General features: G+C 73.9%; 14 protein-coding genes and 1 pseudogene. 9 read left to right on the forward strand and 6 right to left on the reverse strand.

Annotated features, from left to right (window positions below):
* A partial coding sequence (locus tag JXZ78_RS41225; protein ID WP_372498493.1) for a glycosyltransferase family 2 protein occupies window positions 1-143 on the reverse strand: 143 nt, incomplete at its 3' end.
* A gap of 717 nt (window positions 144-860) precedes the next feature.
* Here JXZ78_RS41225 and JXZ78_RS39420 point away from each other — a divergent pair.
* Window positions 861-1,595, forward strand: coding sequence for a lysophospholipid acyltransferase family protein (locus JXZ78_RS39420; protein ID WP_030018702.1), 735 nt, complete (start codon window positions 861-863; stop codon window positions 1,593-1,595).
* 60 nt (window positions 1,596-1,655) lie between these two features.
* On the opposite strand, the gene JXZ78_RS39425 is transcribed toward JXZ78_RS39420, so the two are convergent.
* Both JXZ78_RS39425 and JXZ78_RS39430 read right to left on the reverse strand, forming a co-directional pair.
* The gene (locus JXZ78_RS39425; protein WP_030018703.1) at window positions 1,656-2,189 is read right to left on the reverse strand and encodes a hypothetical protein; all 534 of its coding nucleotides are present in this window, start codon (window positions 2,187-2,189) and stop codon (window positions 1,656-1,658) included.
* A 60-nt stretch (window positions 2,190-2,249) separates the two neighbouring features.
* Window positions 2,250-2,754 (reverse strand): annotated as a pseudogene (locus tag JXZ78_RS39430) (alpha/beta hydrolase); the annotation flags it as partial.
* A gap of 269 nt (window positions 2,755-3,023) precedes the next feature.
* Here JXZ78_RS39430 and JXZ78_RS39435 point away from each other — a divergent pair.
* From JXZ78_RS39435 to JXZ78_RS39470, 8 genes are all read left to right on the forward strand, one after another.
* The gene (locus tag JXZ78_RS39435) at window positions 3,024-3,707 is read left to right on the forward strand and encodes a hypothetical protein (RefSeq protein WP_050502183.1); all 684 of its coding nucleotides are present in this window, start codon (window positions 3,024-3,026) and stop codon (window positions 3,705-3,707) included.
* A 290-nt stretch (window positions 3,708-3,997) separates the two neighbouring features.
* Window positions 3,998-5,335, forward strand: coding sequence for an MFS transporter (locus tag JXZ78_RS39440; RefSeq protein WP_030018706.1), 1,338 nt, complete (start codon window positions 3,998-4,000; stop codon window positions 5,333-5,335).
* A 239-nt stretch (window positions 5,336-5,574) separates the two neighbouring features.
* Window positions 5,575-7,134 (forward strand): amino acid adenylation domain-containing protein, encoded by a 1,560-nt coding sequence (locus tag JXZ78_RS39445; RefSeq protein WP_208870113.1) that lies wholly within the window; start codon window positions 5,575-5,577, stop codon window positions 7,132-7,134.
* A 137-nt stretch (window positions 7,135-7,271) separates the two neighbouring features.
* Entirely contained in the window at window positions 7,272-10,463 is a 3,192-nt protein-coding gene (locus tag JXZ78_RS39450) for a non-ribosomal peptide synthetase (protein ID WP_030018708.1), read from the forward strand.
* On the forward strand, window positions 10,460-11,620 hold the full coding sequence (locus tag JXZ78_RS39455; protein WP_030018709.1) for an acyl-CoA dehydrogenase family protein: 1,161 nt from the start codon (window positions 10,460-10,462) through the stop codon (window positions 11,618-11,620). Before JXZ78_RS39450 ends, JXZ78_RS39455 begins: the two co-directional genes overlap by 4 nt.
* An 89-nt stretch (window positions 11,621-11,709) precedes the next feature.
* The gene (locus JXZ78_RS39460) at window positions 11,710-13,641 is read left to right on the forward strand and encodes a non-ribosomal peptide synthetase (RefSeq protein WP_030018710.1); all 1,932 of its coding nucleotides are present in this window, start codon (window positions 11,710-11,712) and stop codon (window positions 13,639-13,641) included.
* Window position 13,642: 1 nt separating this feature from the next.
* The gene (locus JXZ78_RS39465; protein WP_030018711.1) at window positions 13,643-15,514 is read left to right on the forward strand and encodes a non-ribosomal peptide synthetase; all 1,872 of its coding nucleotides are present in this window, start codon (window positions 13,643-13,645) and stop codon (window positions 15,512-15,514) included.
* On the forward strand, window positions 15,511-18,501 hold the full coding sequence (locus JXZ78_RS39470; protein ID WP_030018712.1) for a condensation domain-containing protein: 2,991 nt from the start codon (window positions 15,511-15,513) through the stop codon (window positions 18,499-18,501). Before JXZ78_RS39465 ends, JXZ78_RS39470 begins: the two co-directional genes overlap by 4 nt.
* Window positions 18,502-18,661: 160 nt before the next feature.
* Here the strand turns inward: JXZ78_RS39470 and JXZ78_RS39475 are convergent, their stop codons facing one another.
* From JXZ78_RS39475 to JXZ78_RS39485, 3 genes are all read right to left on the reverse strand, one after another.
* Window positions 18,662-19,804 (reverse strand): hypothetical protein, encoded by a 1,143-nt coding sequence (locus JXZ78_RS39475; RefSeq protein ID WP_157851492.1) that lies wholly within the window; start codon window positions 19,802-19,804, stop codon window positions 18,662-18,664.
* A gap of 72 nt (window positions 19,805-19,876) precedes the next feature.
* Window positions 19,877-20,710: an urease accessory protein UreD gene (locus JXZ78_RS39480; protein ID WP_030018714.1), complete on the reverse strand. Its 834-nt coding sequence runs from the start codon at window positions 20,708-20,710 to the stop codon at window positions 19,877-19,879.
* A partial coding sequence (locus JXZ78_RS39485; protein ID WP_275128691.1) for a GTP-binding protein occupies window positions 20,707-20,991 on the reverse strand: 285 nt, incomplete at its 5' end. The genes JXZ78_RS39480 and JXZ78_RS39485, both read right to left, overlap by 4 nt.

Below are 20,991 nucleotides of genomic sequence, written 5' to 3' on the forward strand. Positions count from 1 at the left end.
ACCGCAAAAGAACCATCCGAACTGCAATCGTCGACAATCACCACCTCAACATCACCGAACGACTGCTCCAGCACCGACCCCACCGCAGCAGGCAACCGCTCCGCATCGTTGTAGACGATGACAACCACAGATATCTCAGTCACAGAACACCATCTCTGAAGTAAACAGATCCCCGGGGCGGCGCGGGCGCCTCACCGAGGGGACGGGCCCGACGGCCGTGCCGAAAGGGCACTGCGCACGGACGCGTGCGGTCCCTGCGCAGGTCGACCGTCGCGTCGGGCGCACTCGGTCAAAAGGTCACAAGGTCAGAACAGCTGGTTACGGATGGACCAGCTCCCTCCGACCCGTACCGAGCCGCCGGGTGGAACGGCGCCCCGGACACGCCCGCCCGCGCGGCGCCGCGGCACTCCGCAGTGGCCCCCGGGGCCCTGCGTGGCGGTCGGCGTGAGACGCGCGTGACGACGTGTGCGAGGCGTTCGCAACCCGGTTCCCCCCTGTGAAGAGCGCCATCCGCCCCGCATGTCCGGAAGACGGACGGCATCAGCCGCTTTCCGGGACGATACCGCCAGTCGGCTGATTGCCGGGTATGGGGTGAATACCTGGGACGGAACGATCGAGTAACGGGGACGGTCCGTCACCGTGCGGCCACGCAGTGCGTGCGCTCGGCCCATGCCGATATCGCCGGAAGATCACTGATCATCCGGCTGTCCGCCGTAACGATCTTTTCGGGCGCATCCGGGCGCCGACGGGTGGTTACGGCACGCCGGTGTCCGCACGTACACTATTTCCCCTTGCACCTCGCCTGACCTGCGAAAACACCCGCCGCCAATGCCGGTTCCGGAGCGTGAGGGGGAAGCCCTGTGTTCTACCAGGTTCTCAAGTACGTATTTCTGGGGCCGTTACTGAGGCTGCTCTTCCGGCCGCATGTGGAAGGACTGGACAATGTACCGCCGGCCGGGGCGGCCATCATCGCGGGAAATCATCTGTCGTTCTCGGACCACTTCGTGATGCCGGTGATCGTGCCGCGCCGGGTCACGTTTCTGGCAAAGGCCGAGTATTTCACCGGCCCCGGGGTGCGGGGCCGGTTGACCGCCGCTTTCTTCCGCGGCGTGGGCCAGATTCCGGTGGACCGGTCCGGCGGAAAGGCGGCGCAGGCCGCCTTGAAATCCGGGCTGGCGGTGCTGCGGAAAGGACGGGTGCTGGGAATTTATCCGGAGGGGACACGCTCGCACGACGGCCGGCTGTACAAAGGCCGTACGGGTGTGGCGGCAATGGCGATCAAGGCCCAGGTGCCGGTGGTGCCGTGCGCGATGATCGGCACGTTCGAGGCCCAGCCCACCGGACGGAGGCTGCCGCGCGCCATGCGGATCACGATCCGTTTCGGCACACCGCTGGAATTCGGGCGATTCGCCGGACTGGACGGCGAACACGCCGCGCTGCGCGCCGTCACCGACGAGATCATGTACGAGATCCTGCGGCTCTCCGGACAGGAGTACGTGGACATGTACGCGAACGAGGCGAAGGCACGGCAGCAGGCGCCCCGCGGCCTTACCCGGCGTCTGCGCCCCGACCGCGGTGTCAGGTCTTCGGATTGAGCTTCGGGGCCGAAGTGGTGGAGGGCGTCCGTCACTTCGGTCCAGTACAGACCATTACGGTCAGCGGGCCCAGCCCGTATAACTCTGCCGGCCCCCGTGCTGCTGGCGGCCGGACGGGCGGCCGCGTTCGCCGGGTTCCAGTGCCGAGGCGACGGCCCGTACGAGCCAGGCGTTGACCGACAGGCCCTCCCGGCCCGCCACGTCCTCGACCCGGGCTTTGAGGTGGGCGGGCAGCCGGAAGTTGATCCGGGCCGTGCCGCCCTCGCCGCCGTCGACGGGGGCGGCCGGAGCGGCGGTCCATGCACCGCCCGGCGCGCTTTCGGGCTCGTCCTGCTCGTACGGCTGAGGGGCCGGCGGAGCCGTCACCACGAACTCGGGATCGAGGCCGCGCAGCCGTACGTCGACGGATCCCGGCGCCAGGTCCCGGGTGACCTCCCCCATCGCGGCGGACAGCGCGTTCAGCAGGGTGAGGCGGGCGGCCGACTCCAGCGGGGCGGTGAGCCGCTCGGCGAGGGCACGCGCTTCGTCTCCTCCCGCGTCCGCGGCCACCGCGAGTTCGTGCCGGAGGTTGTCGACGTAGGGCGTGAGGTCCATAACGCCATGGTGGCACACGTGTGGCGCCACTTTTCCCCGGGCGGCACCACGTACCCCCGGTTATGCCTTGCTCGGCTCCAGGGCGGCGTGCGGTGCGCACGTCACGTCCTCGGCGTCGGTCTTCCCGGTCAGGAAGCAGGCGTCGACCCGGTCGTTGAGGCTGGGGCTGACCAGACCGGCGACGCCGTGGAGCCGGCCCCCTGCTCGGTGATCAGCCGCGAGCCCTTGAGGCGCTTGTGCAGCTCGACGGCGCCGTCGTACGGAGTCGCCGCGTCACGGGTGCTCTGCACGATCAGGACGCTGGGCAGGCCCTTGCCGCTTCGTACCTCGACCGGGGTCCGCGGCTTCTCCGGTCAGGTGGCGCAGGGCAGGTTGCGGTGGCGCGCAGCTGCTCCCGCTTCGCCTGCACCTCGGCCTCGGTGGTGCCGATGGGGTAGACGGCGTCGTGCCGGGCGACCCACTTCTTCCAGTCGTTCCAGCGCGTCTCGAAGACGAGGTCCTGGTCGAGGCTGGCCTGGCACCAGGCCTTCTCGCGTGACGGGTCGACGACCGAGTCGACGAGCATCTCGCTCTTGCCGCCGGTGCTGCCGATCCGGTCCACGGCGATCTCGATGGTGCGGACGTCGGGCTGAGGATCCCGTCTTCTGCCGCCCCCCTGTGAACAGGGCTCACTTCCATTTCTTTACCAAACCGCAGGATTCGTTCGGTGATCTGTGATATCGACAGGCGCACCATGGCTTACGACCTGGTTTGTGGCCGGATGTGCGGCTTGACATGCGGCTCGGCCCTGGGTGCCGCCCGGCCCGGGTGGCGCGTCGGCGAAGGGATGTTGCGGTGCACGTCTGGTACGTGTCGTACGGCTCCAACATGCACGGCGCGCGGCTGCGCCATTACCTGGCGGGCGGGCGCCCGCCGGGCGGCCTGCGTACGTGTCCGGGGTGCCGTGACCCCAGGCCGCCCGCCCGTTCCGTACCGGTCGTCCTGCCGGGGACCATGTACTTCGCGCTGGAGTCGCTGAACTGGACGGGCGGCGTGGCGTTCTACGACCCGGACGGGCCCGGCGAGGTCTGGGCCCGCGCCCACCTGGTGACACGGAGCCAGTTCTCCGACATCGCCGCACAGGAGATGCACCGGGTCCCGGCGGCGGACCTGGACCTGGCCGAAGTGCTGGACCGGGGACGGGCCCGGTTCGGCCCCGGCCGCTACGAGACGCTGGTGCACCCCGGCGCGCTGGACGGCCTGCCGCTGCTCACCTTCACCGCGCCGTGGCGCGCGGGCGAGGTCCCGCGCACGCAGCCGACCGACGCCTATCTGGCGCATCTGTCGTCGGGGCTGCGGGAGGCGGGCGGCTGGGACGACGAGCAGATCACGGAGTACTTGGACCGGTGCCGGCTGGGCCTGACCGTACGCCCCGGGTCGGGCAGGCGGCGCGGGCGCTCCGGGCACGGCGCGGGACCGGCGTCCCGGGCCCTGGAGGTGGACCGCCGGGCACCGGAGCCGGAGGCCAGGCGATCGTGACCACGCTGGGTTCACAGCTCGTAACACATTCCGCGCTGCACGTCAGCAGTCCTTACGGCTTCTGAACACCCCCAGCCGCACTAACCGGACATTCGCTCGACGGCCGAAAAAATGGTCGCCGAGTGAACGTTTGGTGAGGATGTAGCAGGTCACCTCAGGGCAGGGTGGACCGGAGAGAACGGACGGTTTACGACAAAACATTCATACAGCGTCCGGAATGCGGATCAAGCTGTCCGGAAAACCTACGGTCGTTTTGACCCGCCCGCTCTTCATCACCAAATGTCAGCCATGTGACCACCTCACGAGCCTCCGGCAGCCGCGCCGGTGACGGGCTCCTCCGCCATCGCGACTTCCGGCTGCTGCTCGCCGGGGCCGCGGCCAGCCAGGCAGGCACCCAAGTGGCCCTCGTGGCCCTGCCCCTGGTGGCCGTCGTCGGGCTGCACGCCTCGGCTTTCGAAGTGGGCCTGCTCACCGCGGCCGAGACCGCCGCGTTCCTGCTCATCGGGCTGCCGGCGGGCGCCTGGGTGGACCGGGTCCGGCGGCTGCCGCTGCTGATCCGTACGGATGTGGTGCGCGCGGTGGCGATGGGCAGCGTGCCGCTCGCCGCGGCGTGCCACGCCCTGACGATGGCCCAGCTGTACGTGGTGGCCTTCGTCACCGGCGTCGCCACCGTGTTCTTCGACGTCGCCCACCAGAGCTATCTGCCGAGGGTACTGCCCGGCCCGCAACTGGTAGCGGGCAACGGTGCGCTGGAGACCGCGCGTTCGGCAGCACAGGTGGCCGGGCCCGGACTGGGCGGCGGCATCGTCCAACTGCTCGGGCCGCCGGTGGCCGTACTGGCCAACGCGGCCGGATACCTCGCGTCCGCCCTGTTCCTGCGCGGCATCCGCGTCCGGGAGCCGGAGCCCGAGGTCACGCCCGGTGTGTCGCTGTCCGCGCAGGTCAAGGAAGGCCTGGCCTTCGTACTGCGGCATCCCGTACTGCGCATGATCGCGCTGTCGACCGGGGTGGCGAACTTCTTCTCGGCGATGCTCGTCGCCGTACAGACCGTGTTCCTGACCCGCGACCTGGGCCTGCCGCCCGGTGTGCTCGGGCTGATGCTGTCCGCCTCCGCCGTCGGCGGCCTGACCGGCGCGCTGTGCGCCGGGACGGTTGCCCGGCGGCTGGGGCAGGCCCGCATCATCTGGCTCGCTCCCCTGGTCACCGGGCCGTTCGCCCTGCTGTGGCCGCTGTCCGGGCAGGGGGCCGCCGCCGGATGGTTCGCGCTCGGCTCGGGCGCCGTCTTCTTCGGCGCGGTCGTCTACAACGTGGCCCAGGTGAGCTTCCGGCAACTGCTCTGCCCCGACGCGCTGCTGGGCCGGATGAACGCCACGCTGCGGTTCATGGTCTGGGGGACCATGCCGCTCGGCGCGCTGGCCGGCGGATCCATCGCCGGAGCGGCCGGGCCGCGGGCCGCCGTATGGGTGTGCGCGGTGGGCTTCCTGCTCGTACCGATCCCCCTGCTGCTGTCCCCCCTGCGCAAGCTGCGGGACCTGCCGGCCGCCGGAGAAGCGCACGGAGAGGCGGCGCACGAAGCTGGAACCGGGGCGGCCTCCGAGGCAGTTGATGCGCCCGGAGCGGCCGGCTGACCCACCCGCCGACGTGGGTCAGCCGGCCGGTGGGCCGGAGCCGGTGATCCGGCCGCCGTGCTCCCGCGCGGTTTCCGCGTGCGCGGCTGCGGCTGCGGCTGCGTCCGCACGCCTCACACCGATCATCCGTCTCGTACATCGCACGCGGCTCATACGTCTCGTATGTATCCGCTACGACTCACACGTCTCACACGTCTTGTACGCAACGCCCCGTCCGCGGCGGCGCAAAGGAGGTCATCGTGGACCCCAGCACGACAGTCGGTATCAGCACCGGCCAGCCGGCCGGCACCGGCGTCCGTACCCGCTTCACCACCGGCACCGGCGTCCGCCGGGCCACCGGCAACATCACGGAGCAGTACCTCGCCCGCTACGAGAAGGCCGCCGCCGGGGTGGGCAACCCGGCGGCGCTGCTGCCCGTCACCGGTGCGCAGCGGCGGTTCCTGCTCGCCCGGCGACTGGCGCCCGGTGGCCGGCCCGACGTCGTACCGCTGTTCTTCGCCTTCCCGCGCGGCACGATCGACCTGGAGCGGCTGCGTGCGGCCGCGGGCCACCTGGCCGCGGCGCACCCCGCGCTGCGTACCCGGCCCGACGTCCTGCGCGGGGCGCCCGTCCAGCGGCTCGGTGCGCCTGAGGCGCAGGTGAACAGGGTGACTCCGCGCCCCGGCGAGAGCGCGGCGGCGGCCCTGCGCCGGACGCTGCTGGCCTGGTCGGCCGAAGGCCCGCCGCTGCGACTGTTCCTGGCCGACGCCGATGGCTCCTCCGGTGCCCACGCCGGCTCCGGCGCCGGTGGCGATCGCGCTGCCGATGCCCACGCCGACACCGACAGCTCCACCGGCCCCGAGGAAATCCTCGCCCTCGCCCTCGACCACGCCGTGTGCGACGAGCAGTCGCTCGGCCGGATCTCCGCCGACCTCGGCGAGGCGTACGGGCACGGGCTCGGTCCCGGCGATGTGCCGCAGGACCGTGCCGCGGTGGAGGTGGCCGGGTACCGGGAGGCCGTACGCCTGCAACTCGACGCGGAGAAGAGGGCGTCGGGGCCGGACGCGCTCGCGTACTGGGCGCGCAGGATCGCCCCGGCGCTCGCGGACAGCGACGCGAGCGCGGCTCCCGGGCAGCCCGCTGCCCGGCAAGCGTCCGCACCGGCCGCGCCGCGACCCACCGGTGCGCTTCAAGCGCGCCTCCCGGTCCGAAGCGGTGACGGGCGGGCCACCGCCTTCCCCGTGCTGCTCGGGGCGTGCGGAAGTGCCGCGCGCGCTCTGGGCGAGGCGAACGCGCCCGGCCGTACGCCGCTGCTCGGCTACCCCTGGGGCGGCCGCCCCGCCGCGGCGCCGCCCGTCCTCGGCTGCTTCCTCAACACCGTCGTGCACCCGGCCTTCGCCTGCGGCCCGGACGACCTGACCACCACCTGGTGGGACGACCTCGACCACGCCGACACCCCGTTCGACGAGGTGGTCCGGGCGGCCCGGACGGCCACCGTCCCCTGGACGGGGCAGCTGGACGGTCTGCTGACCTTCGAGGACCTGCACCGCCGTCCGCCGCTGGAGCTGGACGGCGTCGCGGGCCGGGAGGTGCACATCGACGGGCGGCCGCTCCAGGCGCCGTTCGCGGTCTCCGTCTCGTACGGGTCCGACCTGCTCGTACGGCTGGCCTGGGACCGGGACGCCTTCCCGGACGGCCTCGTCCACGACGCCTTCACCGCCCTGACCGCCCAACTGTCCGGTGAACCCGCCGAACCAACCAGCATCCCGGCCGGACTGCCCGGCCAGGAGCGCACCACTGCCACCACCCCCGTGGCCTGACCCGCACGCCGGCGCCCCGGCCCTCACCCCGGGCCGGCACCGGCTCCGCCGTACCGCTCCACCCACCCGGCCCCGCGTCCGACCGACAGCGGGCGCCGGGCCGTGCCCACCCTCATCCACCACCCGAAGGATGGACCATGTTCGCACTCTCACCGTCCCAGGACGTCGTCTGGCTGCACGAGCAGATGCTGCCGGGCAGCCGTGCCTACAACTTCACGGCGTCGATCGACCTCTGGGGCCGACTCGACGAGGCGGCCCTGCGCACCGCGCTCGGCGCCGCGCTCGACCGGCACGCCGGCCTGCGCCTCGAACTCGTCGAGCGGCCGGGCGAGGTGCCCGAACAGCGGGTACGCGAACGATGTGAGCCACGGATGCGCACGGTGGACCTCTCCCAGGAGGCCGACCCGGAGGCCGCGTTCCAGGAGCTGCTGCGGACCGAGGCCGTGACGCCGCTCGACACCACCGAGGCGCCGCTGCTGCGTTGGTGCCTGGCCCGGCTGGGCGAGCGGCACCACCGGGTCGTGCACGTCGAGCACCACCTGATCCACGACGGCCACTCCTTCGCGATCCTGCTGCACGACGTGTTCACCGTGTACCGGTGTCAGGTGCTCGGCGAGCCGGTGGAGCTGTCGGCGGCACGCTCGTACGAGGACCACGCGCGCGCCGCGGCCGTCGCCGACCGGTCCGCCAGCCTGGCGCACTGGACGGCTGAGCTGTCGGACGCCACCTTCGACCTGCCGCTGCCCGGCCTCGCCCGGCCCGGTGCGCAGCGCCGCCACGCGGGCGGGCAGCTGCGCCAGGCCATCGGTGCCGACCTGGCCGAGCGGCTGCGGGAGAGCAGCCGCGCCCAGGGGCACACGCCGTTCTCCACGCTGCTGAGCCTGTTCGCGGAGCTGTTGCGTCGGCACAGCGGACGGACCGACATCGTTGTCGGCACGGCGGTGGGCAACCGTCCGGTGGGCTTCGAGGGCACCGTCGGCATGTTCGTCAACACGATTCCGCTGCGCCTGCGGCCGGACCCGGCCGCCGGGGCGCTGGAGACGGTGGACGAGGTCACCGACACGCTGATCCGGGCCCTGCCGCACCAGGAGGTGCCGGTGCAGGAGCTGACGCGGGCGCTCGGCCGGCACACCTCCGGCGCGGACAACCCGCTGTTCAGCGTGATGTTCAGCGCGCACGACGCGGCGCTGCCGGAGATCGAGGTGCCGGAGCTGGAGGTGGCGCTGTACGAGGGCTTCAACACCGGTACCACGCGCTTCGACCTGGACCTGGTGCTGATGCCGGACGACCGGCGGACGGTCGGTCCGCGGCAGGGCGCCGCGGGGATGACGCTGGTGTGGGACTACGACCGTGACCTGTTCGGCGAGGACGTGGTCCGGCTCCTGTCGGAACGTTTCCTCGACGTACTGCGCGCCTACCTGGAGACCCCGGAAGCACCGCTGGCCTCACTGGGAGCCGCCGAGGTGACCGCTGACCACGCCACCGGCCCGGAGGAGACGGACGCCCTCGCGGCCCTGCCCACCGACGAGGTGCTCGACCCGGTCGCCCGCCAGGACCCCGCCCGCCCCGCCCTCGTCGGCGGCACCCAGAGCCTGACGTACGGTCAGCTCGGTGCCCGGGTCGACGACCTGGCGCGCCGGCTCCGCGCGGCCGGAGTGACCGAGGGCCGTCCGGTGGCCGCCGTCCTCCCGCGCGGCACGGACTCCGTCGTCACGCTGCTCGCCTGTCTGCGGACCGGCGCCGTGTACTGCCCCCTCTCCCCCAACGACCCGGCCACGCGCCTGAAGACGCTGCTGGAGCGGCTGAACCCCGCGCTGGTCCTGGCCACGCGGGAGAGCGCGCTGTCGCTCCCGGCCGAAGGGCTGCCGGTGGCGCTGCTGGACGGCCCCGCGTTCCCGGAGGCAGCGGCCCCGGCCCAGGACCTGGGCCCGGACGCCTTCAAGGACGCCGCGTACGTGATCCACACCTCCGGCTCCACCGGCCTGCCCAAGCCGGTCGTGGTGAGCCGGGCCGCGCTGGCGCAGCACGCCCGCGCCACGGCGGGCCGCTACGGCCTGACGGAGCGGGACCGGGTGCTGCTCTTCGCCCAGCCGTCCTTCGACGTGGCGCTGGAAGAGGTGCTGCCGTCGCTGCTGGCCGGTGCCTGCCTGGTGCTGCCGCAGCGCGAGGTGCCCACCCCGGACGAGCTGACCGCGGTCCTCGCGGCCCGTCGCGTCACCGTCGCCAACCTGCCGACCAGCTACTTCCTCGCCGTACGGCAGGAGCTGGGCGAGGCGCTGCGGGACGGCCGCTGGGCCCCGCGCGTGATCGTCCTGGGCGGTGAGCGGCTGCCGGTCGGCGCGCTGCGCGAGCTGTTCGACGCCGTGGACGCCGCCGCCGGATCGCCGTCGATCGCCGTGTTCAACGCGTACGGCGTGACCGAGGCGGCGATCACCAGCACCGTCCACGAGGTGACCCGCGAAGACCTGCGGGACGGCGCCGAGGTCCCGCTCGGCGCGGAACTCCCGGGCACCCGGGTGCATGTCCTCGACGCCGGGCTGCGGCCGCTGCCCGCCGGCGCGGTCGGTGAACTGGCCGTCGCGGGCGCCGGGCTGGCCGACGGATACTTCGGCAACGCGCAGGCCACCGCCGAGCGCTTCGTGACGCCGGACGCCCTGGGCGGCGAGCGGGTCTACCGCACCGGCGACCTGGGCTACCGGGACCTGACCGGGCGGCTCTGCTTCCTGGGCCGCCGCGACAACCAGGTCAAGCTGCGGGGTTACCGCATCGAGCTGGAAGAGGTGGAGGCCGCGGCCTCCGCCGAGTTGGGCGGCCGGTCGTCCGCCGTCGTGCTCGATCCGGGCGGCCCCGCCGGGCCGCGGCTGATCGGCTTCCTGGAATCCCGCGCCGGGGACGGTGCGGAGCCGGACGAGCAGGAGCTGCACGCCGCGCTGTCCCGCCGGCTGCCCACCGCGCTCGTACCGGCCCGCTGGATACGGCTGGACGCCATGCCGACGCTCCAGGGCGGCAAGCCCGACCGCGCGGCGCTGGCCCGCCGGGTGGCCGGGCTGCCGCCCGAGGAGGCGGCCGGGAACGCCGCGGCCGAGACGCCCGGCGAGCCCGCCGACCCGCAGGTGGCGCTGCTCTCCGAGGCCTGGCGCGAGGTGCTGGGCCACGACGACTTCACCCCGGCGTCGCACTTCTTCCAGATCGGCGGCCACTCCCTGCTGGCCGCGCAGCTCGCCGCCTGGCTGGAGCCCCGGCTCGGCAGCCGGCCGCCGCTGCGGCTGTTCTTCCAGAACCCGGTGCTGGCCGACCAGGCCCGTGCGGTGCGGGAGGTCGCGGCGTGAGCAGCTACCCCTCGTCGGTCCTGGAGGCCGACCACCGGGAACTGACCGCCTCCTTCGAGGCGTTCATCCGCAAGGAGCTGGTGCCGCTGGCGGCGGACCTGCCGGAGGACGCCGACCTGCCCCCGGCCGAGCTGCGGGACTATGTGCGCCGTCGCTCGGCGGCCCTCGGCTTCTACGCGGGTGACTATCCCGAGGAGCTGGGCGGCTCCGGCATGCCGTTCACCGCCGTGGTGCTGCTGCACCACGCGGCGGGCCGCAGCGGCTGCCCCCTCGCGCCGTACGCCCTCGCCGGCTCCGACGGCCCGAGTCCGCTGCTGCGGCACGGCACGCAGGAGCAGATCGAGCGCTATCTCAAGCCGCTGGTGCGCGGCGAGGCGGTGCGCTGTCTGGCGCTGACCGAACCGCACGCGGGCTCGGACGCGTTCCACCTGACCACCACCGCCGTGCGGGACGAAGCCACCGGCGAGTGGGTCCTCAAGGGCCGCAAGACCTTCGTGAGCAACGCCGACCGGGCGGACTTCACCCTGGTCGTCGCCTCGGCCGGGGGTGAGCCGACCGCCTTCGTGGTGGAGGCGGGCAACCCGGGGCTGCGGATCGGGCAGCGGTACGACGGCATGTCCGGCGAGCCGCTGTACGAGCTGCTGCTGGAGGACGCGCGGGTGCCGGCGGACGCCGTGATCGGCGGCCCCGACGGGGTCGGTTCGGCGCTCGGCAACGGCATGGACAGCCTGTCCCGGGGCCGCCTGGTGGTGGCCGCGATGTGCGACGGCATCGCCGAGTACGCGCTGGAGCAGGGCATCGCGTACGCCCGTGAACGGCGGGCCTTCGGCGAGCGCATCGGCGCGTACCAGCATGTGCAGGAGCACCTGGTGACCAGCCGTGCGGAGATCGAGGCGGCCAAGCTGCTGACACTGGCCTGCGCGCGGCTGGTGGACAGCGGCACGGAGGCGCCGGAGAACGCCGCGCTGGCCAAGCTGACCTCGTCGGAGACCGCGGTGCGGGTGGTGGACCGGGCCCTTCAGGTGCACGGCGCCACGGGGTGGGTGCGCGGGCATCCGCTGGAGTTCCTGTACCGCTATGTCCGGATGATGACGATCATCGAGGGGACCTCGGAGATCCAGAAGGTGATCGTCGCCCGGTCCATGGGTCTCGGCTGAGCCGTCCGCCCTCCGGGGCCCGGGGGCCGGACGACCGCCCCCGGCCCCGCCCCTTACGAATGCGTGAACTCGCGAACCGCAGAGGAATCATGAGTATTTCAGCCCACGAGCGTCCCGGCGGCAGTCCGCAGGACGACCGGCTCAGCATCGCGTACGGCGCCGCATCCGGTACGCCGGCGGAGGCCACCGACCGGTCCGACATCCTCGCCCGGTACGAGCACTGGGTGCGCAGCACCCCTGACGCGCCCGCCGTCGAGGACGGCGAACTGTCCTGGAGCTACGCCGAGGTGGACGCCCTGGCGCATGTCGTGGCCGAGTCGCTGCGCGGCCGGGTGGCCCCCGGTGACCTGGTCGGGGTGTGCCTCGACCGCTCGGCCGCGCTGGTCGCGGTGGCGGTCGGGCTCGCCCGGCTCGGCGCCGTCTACCTGCCGCTGGGGCCGCGCCCCGGCGAGCACCGGCTGACGGCGGTGACCGAGCGGCTGGGCGTGGGCTGCCTCGTCGGCGACCCCGTGCTGCTGCCCGCTGCGTACCGTACGGGTGCCGGGACGAGTGCCGTGTCCCTGCCGCTGCCCGCGGAGGGCGCCAACGCGGCCAGCAGTGTCGTGGCCGCGTTCCGCGCCGGGCCCGCCACCGCCACCGCGCCGACCGCCCCGCCCGGCACCTTCTACGCCGTACTGACGTCGGGTTCCACCGGCACCCCCAAGGCCGTCGCGGTGGGCCGCTCGTCGCTCGGCTCGCTGCTGGACTGGTACCACGCGTACACCGGGGCCCGGCCCGGGGACCGGCACAGCCTGCTGATCGGGGTCTCCTTCGACCCGCACCTCAAGGAACTGTGGGCGGCGCTCACCTCGGGCGGCACACTGAGCGTGCCGCCGGAGGAGGTGCGCTGGGACCCGGACGCCCTCACCGGCTGGTGGCGGCGCGCCAAGGTGTCCGTCGCCATCCTGCCCACGCCGCTCGCCGAGACCGTCCTCGAACGCCCCTGGCCGGACCTGCCCGACCTGCGCCACCTGGTGGTGGGCGGCGACCGGCTGCGCCGCCGCCCCGCGCCGCAGGTCACGGCCCGGGTGCACAACGCGTACGGCCCCGCCGAGGCCACCGTCATCACCACGGCGCACCACGTCGAGGCCGACGACGGCGACACCGCTCCCCCGCCGATCGGCACGCCCGTCGACGGCGCCGTCGTCTGCGTCACCGACGAGGCGGGCCGCGTGGTCCCGCGCGGCGAGGCCGGTGAACTGCGCATCGGCGGCGACGTGCTGTCGCTCGGCTATCTGGACGCGGACCTGACGGCGGCCCGTTTCGTGGCCCCGCCGGACGGTGTCACCGGGACCGCCCGCGTCTACCGCACCGGCGACCGGGTACGGATGCGGCCCGACGGGGTGCTGGACTTCCTCGGGCGGCTGGACGACCAGGTCAAGGTGAGCGGCGTACGCGTCGAACTCGCCGAAGTGGAGGCGGCGTTCGAGCACCACGCGGGCGTACGGCGGTCCGCGGTCGCCGTGCAGACCGCCGCGGGCGGGGCCACCCGGCTCGTCGCCTTCGTCCTGCCCGTCCCCGGGGAGCCGGTACCGGCCGCGGACGAGCTGATCCGCGAAGCCCGCGGCTGGCTGCCCGAACAGGCCGTACCGGCCGTCGTACGCTTCCTCGACAGCTTCCCGCTGGACGCCAACGGCAAGGTCGACCGGGCCGCCCTCCTGGCGGCCGACGAGGCGGCAGCCGAAGAGGCGGCGGCCGGCGGAGGCACGGGCCCGGAGGGCGACGGCGCGCCGCAGTCGCCGACCGAGGAGCTGGTCCTGCGCCTCTGCCGCGACCTGCTCGGCAGCCGGGCCCTCGGCACGGGCGACAACTTCGCCGCGGCCGGCGGCAACTCCCTGTCCACCGCCCGGCTGCTGACCGGCATCGAGGAGCACTGCGGCGTACGGCTGCGGGCGCCCGAGGTGCTGCGGCAGCCCGACCTGCGGGCGCTGGCGGCGCTGGTGGACACCCGGCGTGCCGCCACCGACCTGGCGGGGGTGTGAGATGACCGACCTCACGACCGGCCTCACGACCGGCCTGCCCGGACGCGTCGCGCACTTCGCCCGCGCCACCCCCGACGCACTCGCCGTGACCGACGGCGAAACGTTCCTGAGCTACGCGGAACTCGCCGCGGCCGCACGCGGCTTCGCCCGCACGCTGCACGACCGTGGCGTGCGTCCCGGCGACGCCGTCGGCGTCCTGTTGCCGCACTCGGTGCCCCTCGTGGTCACCCAGCTCGCCGTCTGGTGGGCGGGCGGACACTACGTACCGCTGGACGCCGACCATCCCGCGCCGCGCATCGCGACCATGCTGGAGACGGCCGGAGCGGTACTGACGGTCGGTGACAAGGACCTGGTGGAGGCGGCGGGCATCCCCGGTGACCGGGCGCTGCCGCCGCCCGCCCGCGTGGCGGGCCACGCCGGGGACGACGCGCACGCGCCCGCCGAAGACACCTGCGCCCCGGACGCCGTCGCCTACGTGATGTTCACCTCCGGCTCGACCGGGCAGCCCAAGGGCGTGGCCGTCACCCACCAGGGCATCGCGCGCCTGGCGCACCGGCCCGAGTACGTCACCCTCACGCCCCGCGACCGGGTGCTGTTCCACTCCCCCGTCACCTTCGACGCCGCCGCCTTCGAGGTGTGGGCCGCGCTGGCCAACGGCGCCGCGGTCGCGGTGTCCACCGCCGACCGGCTCTCGCCGGCCGGCCTGGCGCGGGACGCGGAGCGCCTCGGCGCGACCGTCACCGTGCTGACCACCGCGCTCTTCCACCACCTGGCCGCCCGGCGGTCCCCGCTCTTCGGGCTGCTGCGTGGCGTACTGGTGGGCGGCGAGGCGCTGTCCGCGCAGCACGCGCGCTCCGTACTGCGCGCCCACCCCTGGCTGGAGCTGGTCAACGGGTACGGGCCGACCGAGGCGACCACCTTCGCCACCGCGCACCGCGTGACGGACGCCGACTGCGACGCCCCGCCGCCCATCGGCCGCCCGATCGCCGGGACGACCGCGTACGTCATGGACGAGCACGGTGAGCCGGTGGCGCCAGGTGTACGCGGCGAGCTGTGGCTCGGCGGCCCGCGGCTGGCGCTCGGCTACGTCGGACAGCCGGACCGCACGGCGGAAGCCTTCGTCGGCCACTCGACGGCCGGCCGGCTCTACCGCACCGGCGACGTGGTCTCGGCGCGCCCCGACGGCACGCTGGACTTCCACGGCCGGACCGACGACCAGATCAAGGTACGCGGCTTCCGGATCGAGCCGGGCGAGATCGAGCACGCGCTGCGCGAGCACACCGGGGTCGCCGACGCGGCCGTGGTCGTCCAGCGTCCGGCGCCGGACGACGCGCGGCTGGTGGCCTTCGTCGTACGGCAGGACGGTGCGGCCGCCGGAGCGGCGGCGCTGCGCGCCCACCTGGAGGGCCGCCTGCCGTCCCATCTGGTGCCCAACGCGTGGGTGTTCGTGGACGCGCTCCCGATGACCGGGGTCGGCAAGGTGGACCGGCGGTCGCTGGCCGAACGGACGGTGGAGGGCGGCGGGGAACCGGACGGTGCCCCGGAGGCCGGGCCCCTCCCGGCCGCGCCCGGTCATCTGTCACCTCTCCAGCAGGTCGTCGCCGACCTGTGGAGCCAGGCCCTGGGCCACCCGGTGGACGACCCCGAGGCGGACTTCATCGCGCTCGGCGGGCACTCGCTGCTGGCGCTGTGCGTCGTGGAGGACCTCCGCGAGGACCTGGGCGTGGAGATCTCGCTCGCCGACTTCTTCGCCGCCCCCACGGTCGCCGCGCAGGCGGCACACGTCGAACGGGCCCTGCTGCACCTGCACGAGGCCCCGGGCGCGCCCGGCGACGGACCGGCCGCCTCAGCTGCTTTGGAGGATCTGCGATGACCACCGCTCCGGACACCGCCCGCGAGGCGGCGCTGCTGCGGATCGCCCGACAGCGGCAGGCTGCCAAGCGCGAGAGCGTGGCGCCTGCGGCCGCCGTCGGCACGGATGGCACAGAAGACACGACAGGTCCCGCACCGCTCTCCGCGGCACAGCGCCGCATGTGGCTGATGGACCGCCTCGGCGGCAGCGGCGCCGCGTACCACGTGCCGTTCGCGGCCCGGGTGCGCGGGCCGTTCGACCCGCAGGCGCTGGGCCGGGCGCTGACCGCTCTCGTACGCCGTCATACGGTGCTGCGTACGCGGTACGGGCAGCGTGACGGCGAGCCGTACCAGGAGGCGCTGGACGCCGCTGCGGTTCCGGTCGAGGTGGTGACGGCGGACGGTGACGTGGCGGAACTGCTGCGGGAGGCCGCCGCTCGGCCCTTCGACCTGGCGAGCGGCCCGGTGCTGCGCGCGCTGGCCGTACGGCATGCCGCCGAGGACCACACCGTACTGCTGACACTGCATCACATCGCGATCGACGGCGGCTCGCTGGCCATCGTCGCGCGCGAGCTGAGCGCGCTGTACGGGGCGGCGCTCGACGGCGACGAAGCGCTGGCCGGGGAGCTGACCGGCACGCTCGCCACCCCTGCGCCGCAGTACGCGGACTACGCGCGCCGTGAGCATGCCGCCGTGGACGCCCTGGAGAACGGCCTGGAATTCTGGCTCGGCCGCCTCGCGGGCGCCCGGCCTGTGCCGCTGCCCGCCCCCGCCGCGGACTCCGGCGCCCCGGCCCGGCGCGGACAGGCCGCCCTGCTCGCCGAGCCGCTGCCGCCCGCCGTCCTCGAAGGGCTGCGCGCGGTGGGCCGGGAGCACCGGAGCACGCTGTTCACCGTCGTCCTGGCCGCCGCGTACGCCGCCCTCCTGGAGCAGACGGGCCGTACGGACCTGGTGCTCGGCTGCGCGGGCAGCCACCGTGACCGGGCGGAGATACGGAATCTGGTCGGCCTGTGCGTGAACACCCTGCCCGTCCGGGTGGACGCGCGGAGCACGGGCACCTTCGGCGCGCTGCTGGACCGGGTCCGGGACGCGCTGCTGGAAGCACAGCAGCACCGGGACGTGCCGTTCGACCTGATCGTCGAGCGGCTCGGAGCGGCGGCCCGCGGGGCGGACGGCCAACCCCTGGTGGACGTCACGGCCGACGTGCTGCGGGCGCCCACCACCCTGGACCTGCCCGGACTGGTGAGCGAACCGGTCGAGGTCGATCTGGGGACGGCCAAGTTCGGTCTCGGCTTCTACGTGGAGGAGGACCGGAGCGACGGCAGGCCGCCGCGCTGCCTGGTGCAGTACGACCGGGCGCGGCTCGACGAGCAGACGGCCCGGCGGCTGTTGCGCGGCTTCGCCGACCTGCTGGCGGCGGTGGCCGCCGACCCCGGCCACCCGCTGGCCCGGCCGCAGTCCGACGCCGGCGCCCCGGACCGTACGGAGCCGGCCCACCCGGCAGCGCAGCTCCTCCACGACCGGCCGGAAGTGGCGGAGTACTTCCTGCTGGAGATCGACGGCCGGCCGCCGCTCGCATACGTCGTGCCGAGCCGCACGGGCTCCCTCGACCCCATGGGCCTGCGGGCCGCGTTGCGTACGCGGTTGGCGCCCGGCTCGGTCCCGGCCGCCGTGACGGTCCTGGACGTGCTGCCGCGTACGGCCGACGGTGCCGTGGATCGCGGCCGCCTTCCGGGCGCACCGGCGGCGGCCGCGTCCGCCGGCATCGTTGGAGTGCGCGAGCAGGCCGTACTGGACGCGTTCACCGAGCAGTTGGGCCGTCGCCCCGCGCTGGACGACGATTTCTTCCTGCTCGGTGGACACTCGCTGCTCGCGGTCCAACTGGCCGACCGGCTGCGCGAACGGCTGGGCCTGCCGCTGACCGGCCTCGACGTGATGGAGCACCGCAGCCCACGCGCCATCGCGGCCCTGCTGGACGGACGGGGTGAGGAACGCGCGGCAGCACTGGCCGCCGTCCAGAGCGCGGCCCGGCCCTCGGACCCGTCCCCGCGCAGCACCCGGCCCTCGGCGGCCCGCACCGGAACGGTCCTGGTCACCGGTGCCACCGGTGGCGTCGGCGCCTTCGTCCTGCGGGAGCTGGCGGCACGCGGCCGTCCCGTACGGGCGCTCGTACGGCCCGAGTCGGCGCACCTCCTCGCGGCGGACGGCATCGAGCTGTGCGAAGGGGACCTCGGCGACCCGGACAGCCTGCGGGCGGCGGCCGCCGGTGCGGACGCCGTGATCCACGCCGCCTGCACCTTCACCTCTCCCGAGGTGGACCTGGCGGCGATGCGCGCCGCGCTGGACGGCTGGCGGCGGGGCACCTTCGTCTTCGTCAGCAGCGTGGACGCGTACGGGCAGCCGCCGGTGACCGAGGTGACCAAGGAGACCGCGCCGGCCGGGCCGTTCACCGCGTACGGCCGGGCCAAGCTCGACTGCGAACGGATGCTGCTGGAGGCCGCCGGGAGCGGCGGGCGAGGCGCCGCCGACGTGGTGCGGGTGCCCATCGTCTGGGGACCGCACGCCAGGCTGCGCGACCAGCTGCGCTGGGGCGCCACCGGCCAGTTCTACCAGGCCGCGCGGAACGGCGAGCCGATCGAGCTGCCCGCACAGGAGCGCGGTTGGTACGGCGCGCCCTGGGTGCACGGCGCGGCACTGGCCCGTGCGCTGGTCAGCTGCGTGGAACGGCCGACCGGCGGTGTCGTCAACGCGGTCGGCGGCCACGTCGACTGGCGCGACTTCGCCGCCGAGCTGATCCGGCTGCTCGGCAGCTCCAGCGAGATCCACGCCACGCACGCGGGCCCGGGCGCGGACACGGCGGCGGAGCACGGAGCGGGCGAGTCGGCCGGGCCGGACTTCCTGCTGCACCACCGTCGCCGCTACCGCCCCGCCCGCGCGCTCGCGGACGAACTGACGGAGCGTCCGGGGGAGGACTGGCGGTCGGTGCTCGCCGCGATGCTGGAGGGCTGACGGACTGACGGACCGACGGACCGACGGGCTTTCCGGTTCTTCGCGAATTGCCCGCCATCTGACGGCACCGATGTCGCCGATCCGCCGTCTTGCTGTACGCGGCGCCGCTCTCTCCCCCAGGAGCGGCGCCGCTTCGTCTCCGCCACGCGCCCCCGTGTCCCTACAAGCCGCGTTGAGCTTCCGAGAGAGCCCACACGTAGTACCAAGGGTCGTCACGCAGATCGCCGCGTGTCGCCACCGTCTGGAGAGCGACCCACAACCCGCTGGAGGCGGCTCCGCCGAGCACGGCGCTGACTGCCTGCAACAGCGACGGGCCGTGGACGGCCAGGAGACTGGCACCGACCGTGAGGAAGGCGGCCCCCGACGCCGCCACCGCGCGGGTACGGCGCACCTTCCGCACCCGGGCGTTCATGCCGTACATCCCCTCCCGGATGCGTTCGCCGATCCTCGTCAGCTCGTGTTCGGACTCCGTCGCGTTCAAGGCGGCGTCGAGGCCGTCCAGTTCCCCCCGCAGCCAGGTCCGGTGAAGGCGGTAGGACCCGAACTCCTGCGCGGTGATGGTGCTGAAGACATCCAGCGGCACCCCTGCGAGATACGGCAGCTCCAGGTTCTCGACCACCGGGCGGACCACCCGGCAGAGCACGGCTGGGGCATCGCTCTGCGCGATGACCCGTCGCCCGTCCTGCATGAAGTCCAGCAGACTCGGCACCCGCGCGTGCCCAGCGGCCGGGGCGGAGACAGTGCCGTCCGGGTAGTAGTACTCCGTGCTCCGCGCCACGGAGTAGGACGGCAGGTACCAAGCGGAGCCGGCGCGCAGCAGCGGTTCCGCCTTCAGCAGCCACCGGCCCAGGTAGTCCAGGTCCGGGCAGCGCATGTGCAGGGTTTCCGTGTCGACGGTGCCGCCGGTGTATTCGCCCGGCGGCTCCTGGTACCCGGGGCCGCCGTCGTCGTAGGGGAAGTCCGCGGAACTCAGGCTCCCCCGGCTGTCCAGGGTCTGGATCAGGTGCCGGGGGCCCTGGCCGTGATGCGACAGCAGGAGCGTGTCGGAGACGAGCACGGCCCGCTGGGTCAGCCGCTCGAAACCGGTCGGCCCGACGCCGATCCCGACGTGGAAGCGGCAGTCGGCGAACCGTTTCTCATCCACCAGAGTACGTCGGCGCTCATGGAACAGATGCCGGCCGTACGCCTGGGCCACCCGCTTCGGATCTCTGCGTTCCGCCGCCGGCAGCGCTTTGAAGAAGCGCCGCATCTGCTTGGCGACGACGACGTTCTCGACCGCCCTGGCCCCCCGCCGTAATCCCACGGCCGTCAGCATACGGCGGCAGGACGTGACGCGTTCCCGGATCGCGCCGTTCCTGTCCCGGGACCGCCCCCGTTACCGCTGTCCTCCTGCCTCCAGAAGGCGCCGCACCCGCAGCCCGTCCGGTGCGACCGCGGTCGTCAGCGCGGCGGGCCCGGCGAGCGGGCTGCGGACGCCCTGCCCCTCCCCCGGCCCCGTGCCGAGCAGCAGAACGTCCGCGGGCCGCTCGTCGTACGCCGGGTCCACGACCAGGAGCTGGCCCGTGGCACGGTTGCCGCCGAGGACCGCCGCGGTGTCCCAGCCCGGGGTGCCGGGTCCGTACGCCGTCTCCTGGTCGAGCAGCGTACGTCCGGCGCGGTGGACCGTGAGGCGGCTGCTCAGCCGCCCGGTCCGCTCTCCGCTGCGCCCCAGCACCTGCTCCTCCCGCAGCACGAGCCGCGCGGTCGGCGCGAGGTGCACGGTCGTCGTCATCCGCAGGTCGCTGCCCTCGGCGGAGATCAGCGGTTCGGGCAGCCACTCCAGCCGGGCCCCTTCACCGACGGTCAGCTCCACGTCGTACGTGGCGTGGCCGCCGGTACGCCCCGGCAGCGCGACGGTCGCCGCGGCCGCCGTGACGCACAGGTCGGCGCCGTCCTCGGCGGTCACCTCGATGCGCAGCCGGTCGCCGCCGAGCGGGGCGCTCATGGCACCGACGACACACACCCGGGCCTGCTTCCCGTACGCACGGACGCGGCGCAGCGCGAGCGGCCCGTCGCCGTCCAGCACGGGCAGGCGGGTCGTGCCGTCCGTGCCGGTCCGCGCGGTGACGCGGGCCGTGGCGCGCAGACCGTGCGCCGCCGGGGCGGCGTCGGGCACGCGTACCGGCCCGGGGTTCCGGGGCCGGGTCCGCTCGGGAGGCGCGAGGGTCATGCGGGGTCCGTGGTCCAGTCGGTGAGGCGGGCGCGGACCCAGTCGGTGACCGGCTGGACGCCGTTGGCGGTCTTGAGGCAGGTGAAGGTGACGGGCAGGTCGCCGCGCTGGTTCTTGGCGTCGCGGGCCATGCCGTCCAGGTCGACGCCGACGTAGGGGGCGAGGTCGGTCTTGTTGACCACCAGCAGGTCGGCGGTGGTGACGCCGGGGCCGCCCTTGCGGGGGATGTCGTCGCCGCCCGCCACGTCGATCACGAAGATCTGGGCGTCCACCAGGCCCTT

Origin of the sequence: Streptomyces monomycini (assembly GCF_022271435.1) — a bacterium.
Lineage (GTDB): Bacteria > Actinomycetota > Actinomycetes > Streptomycetales > Streptomycetaceae > Streptomyces > Streptomyces monomycini.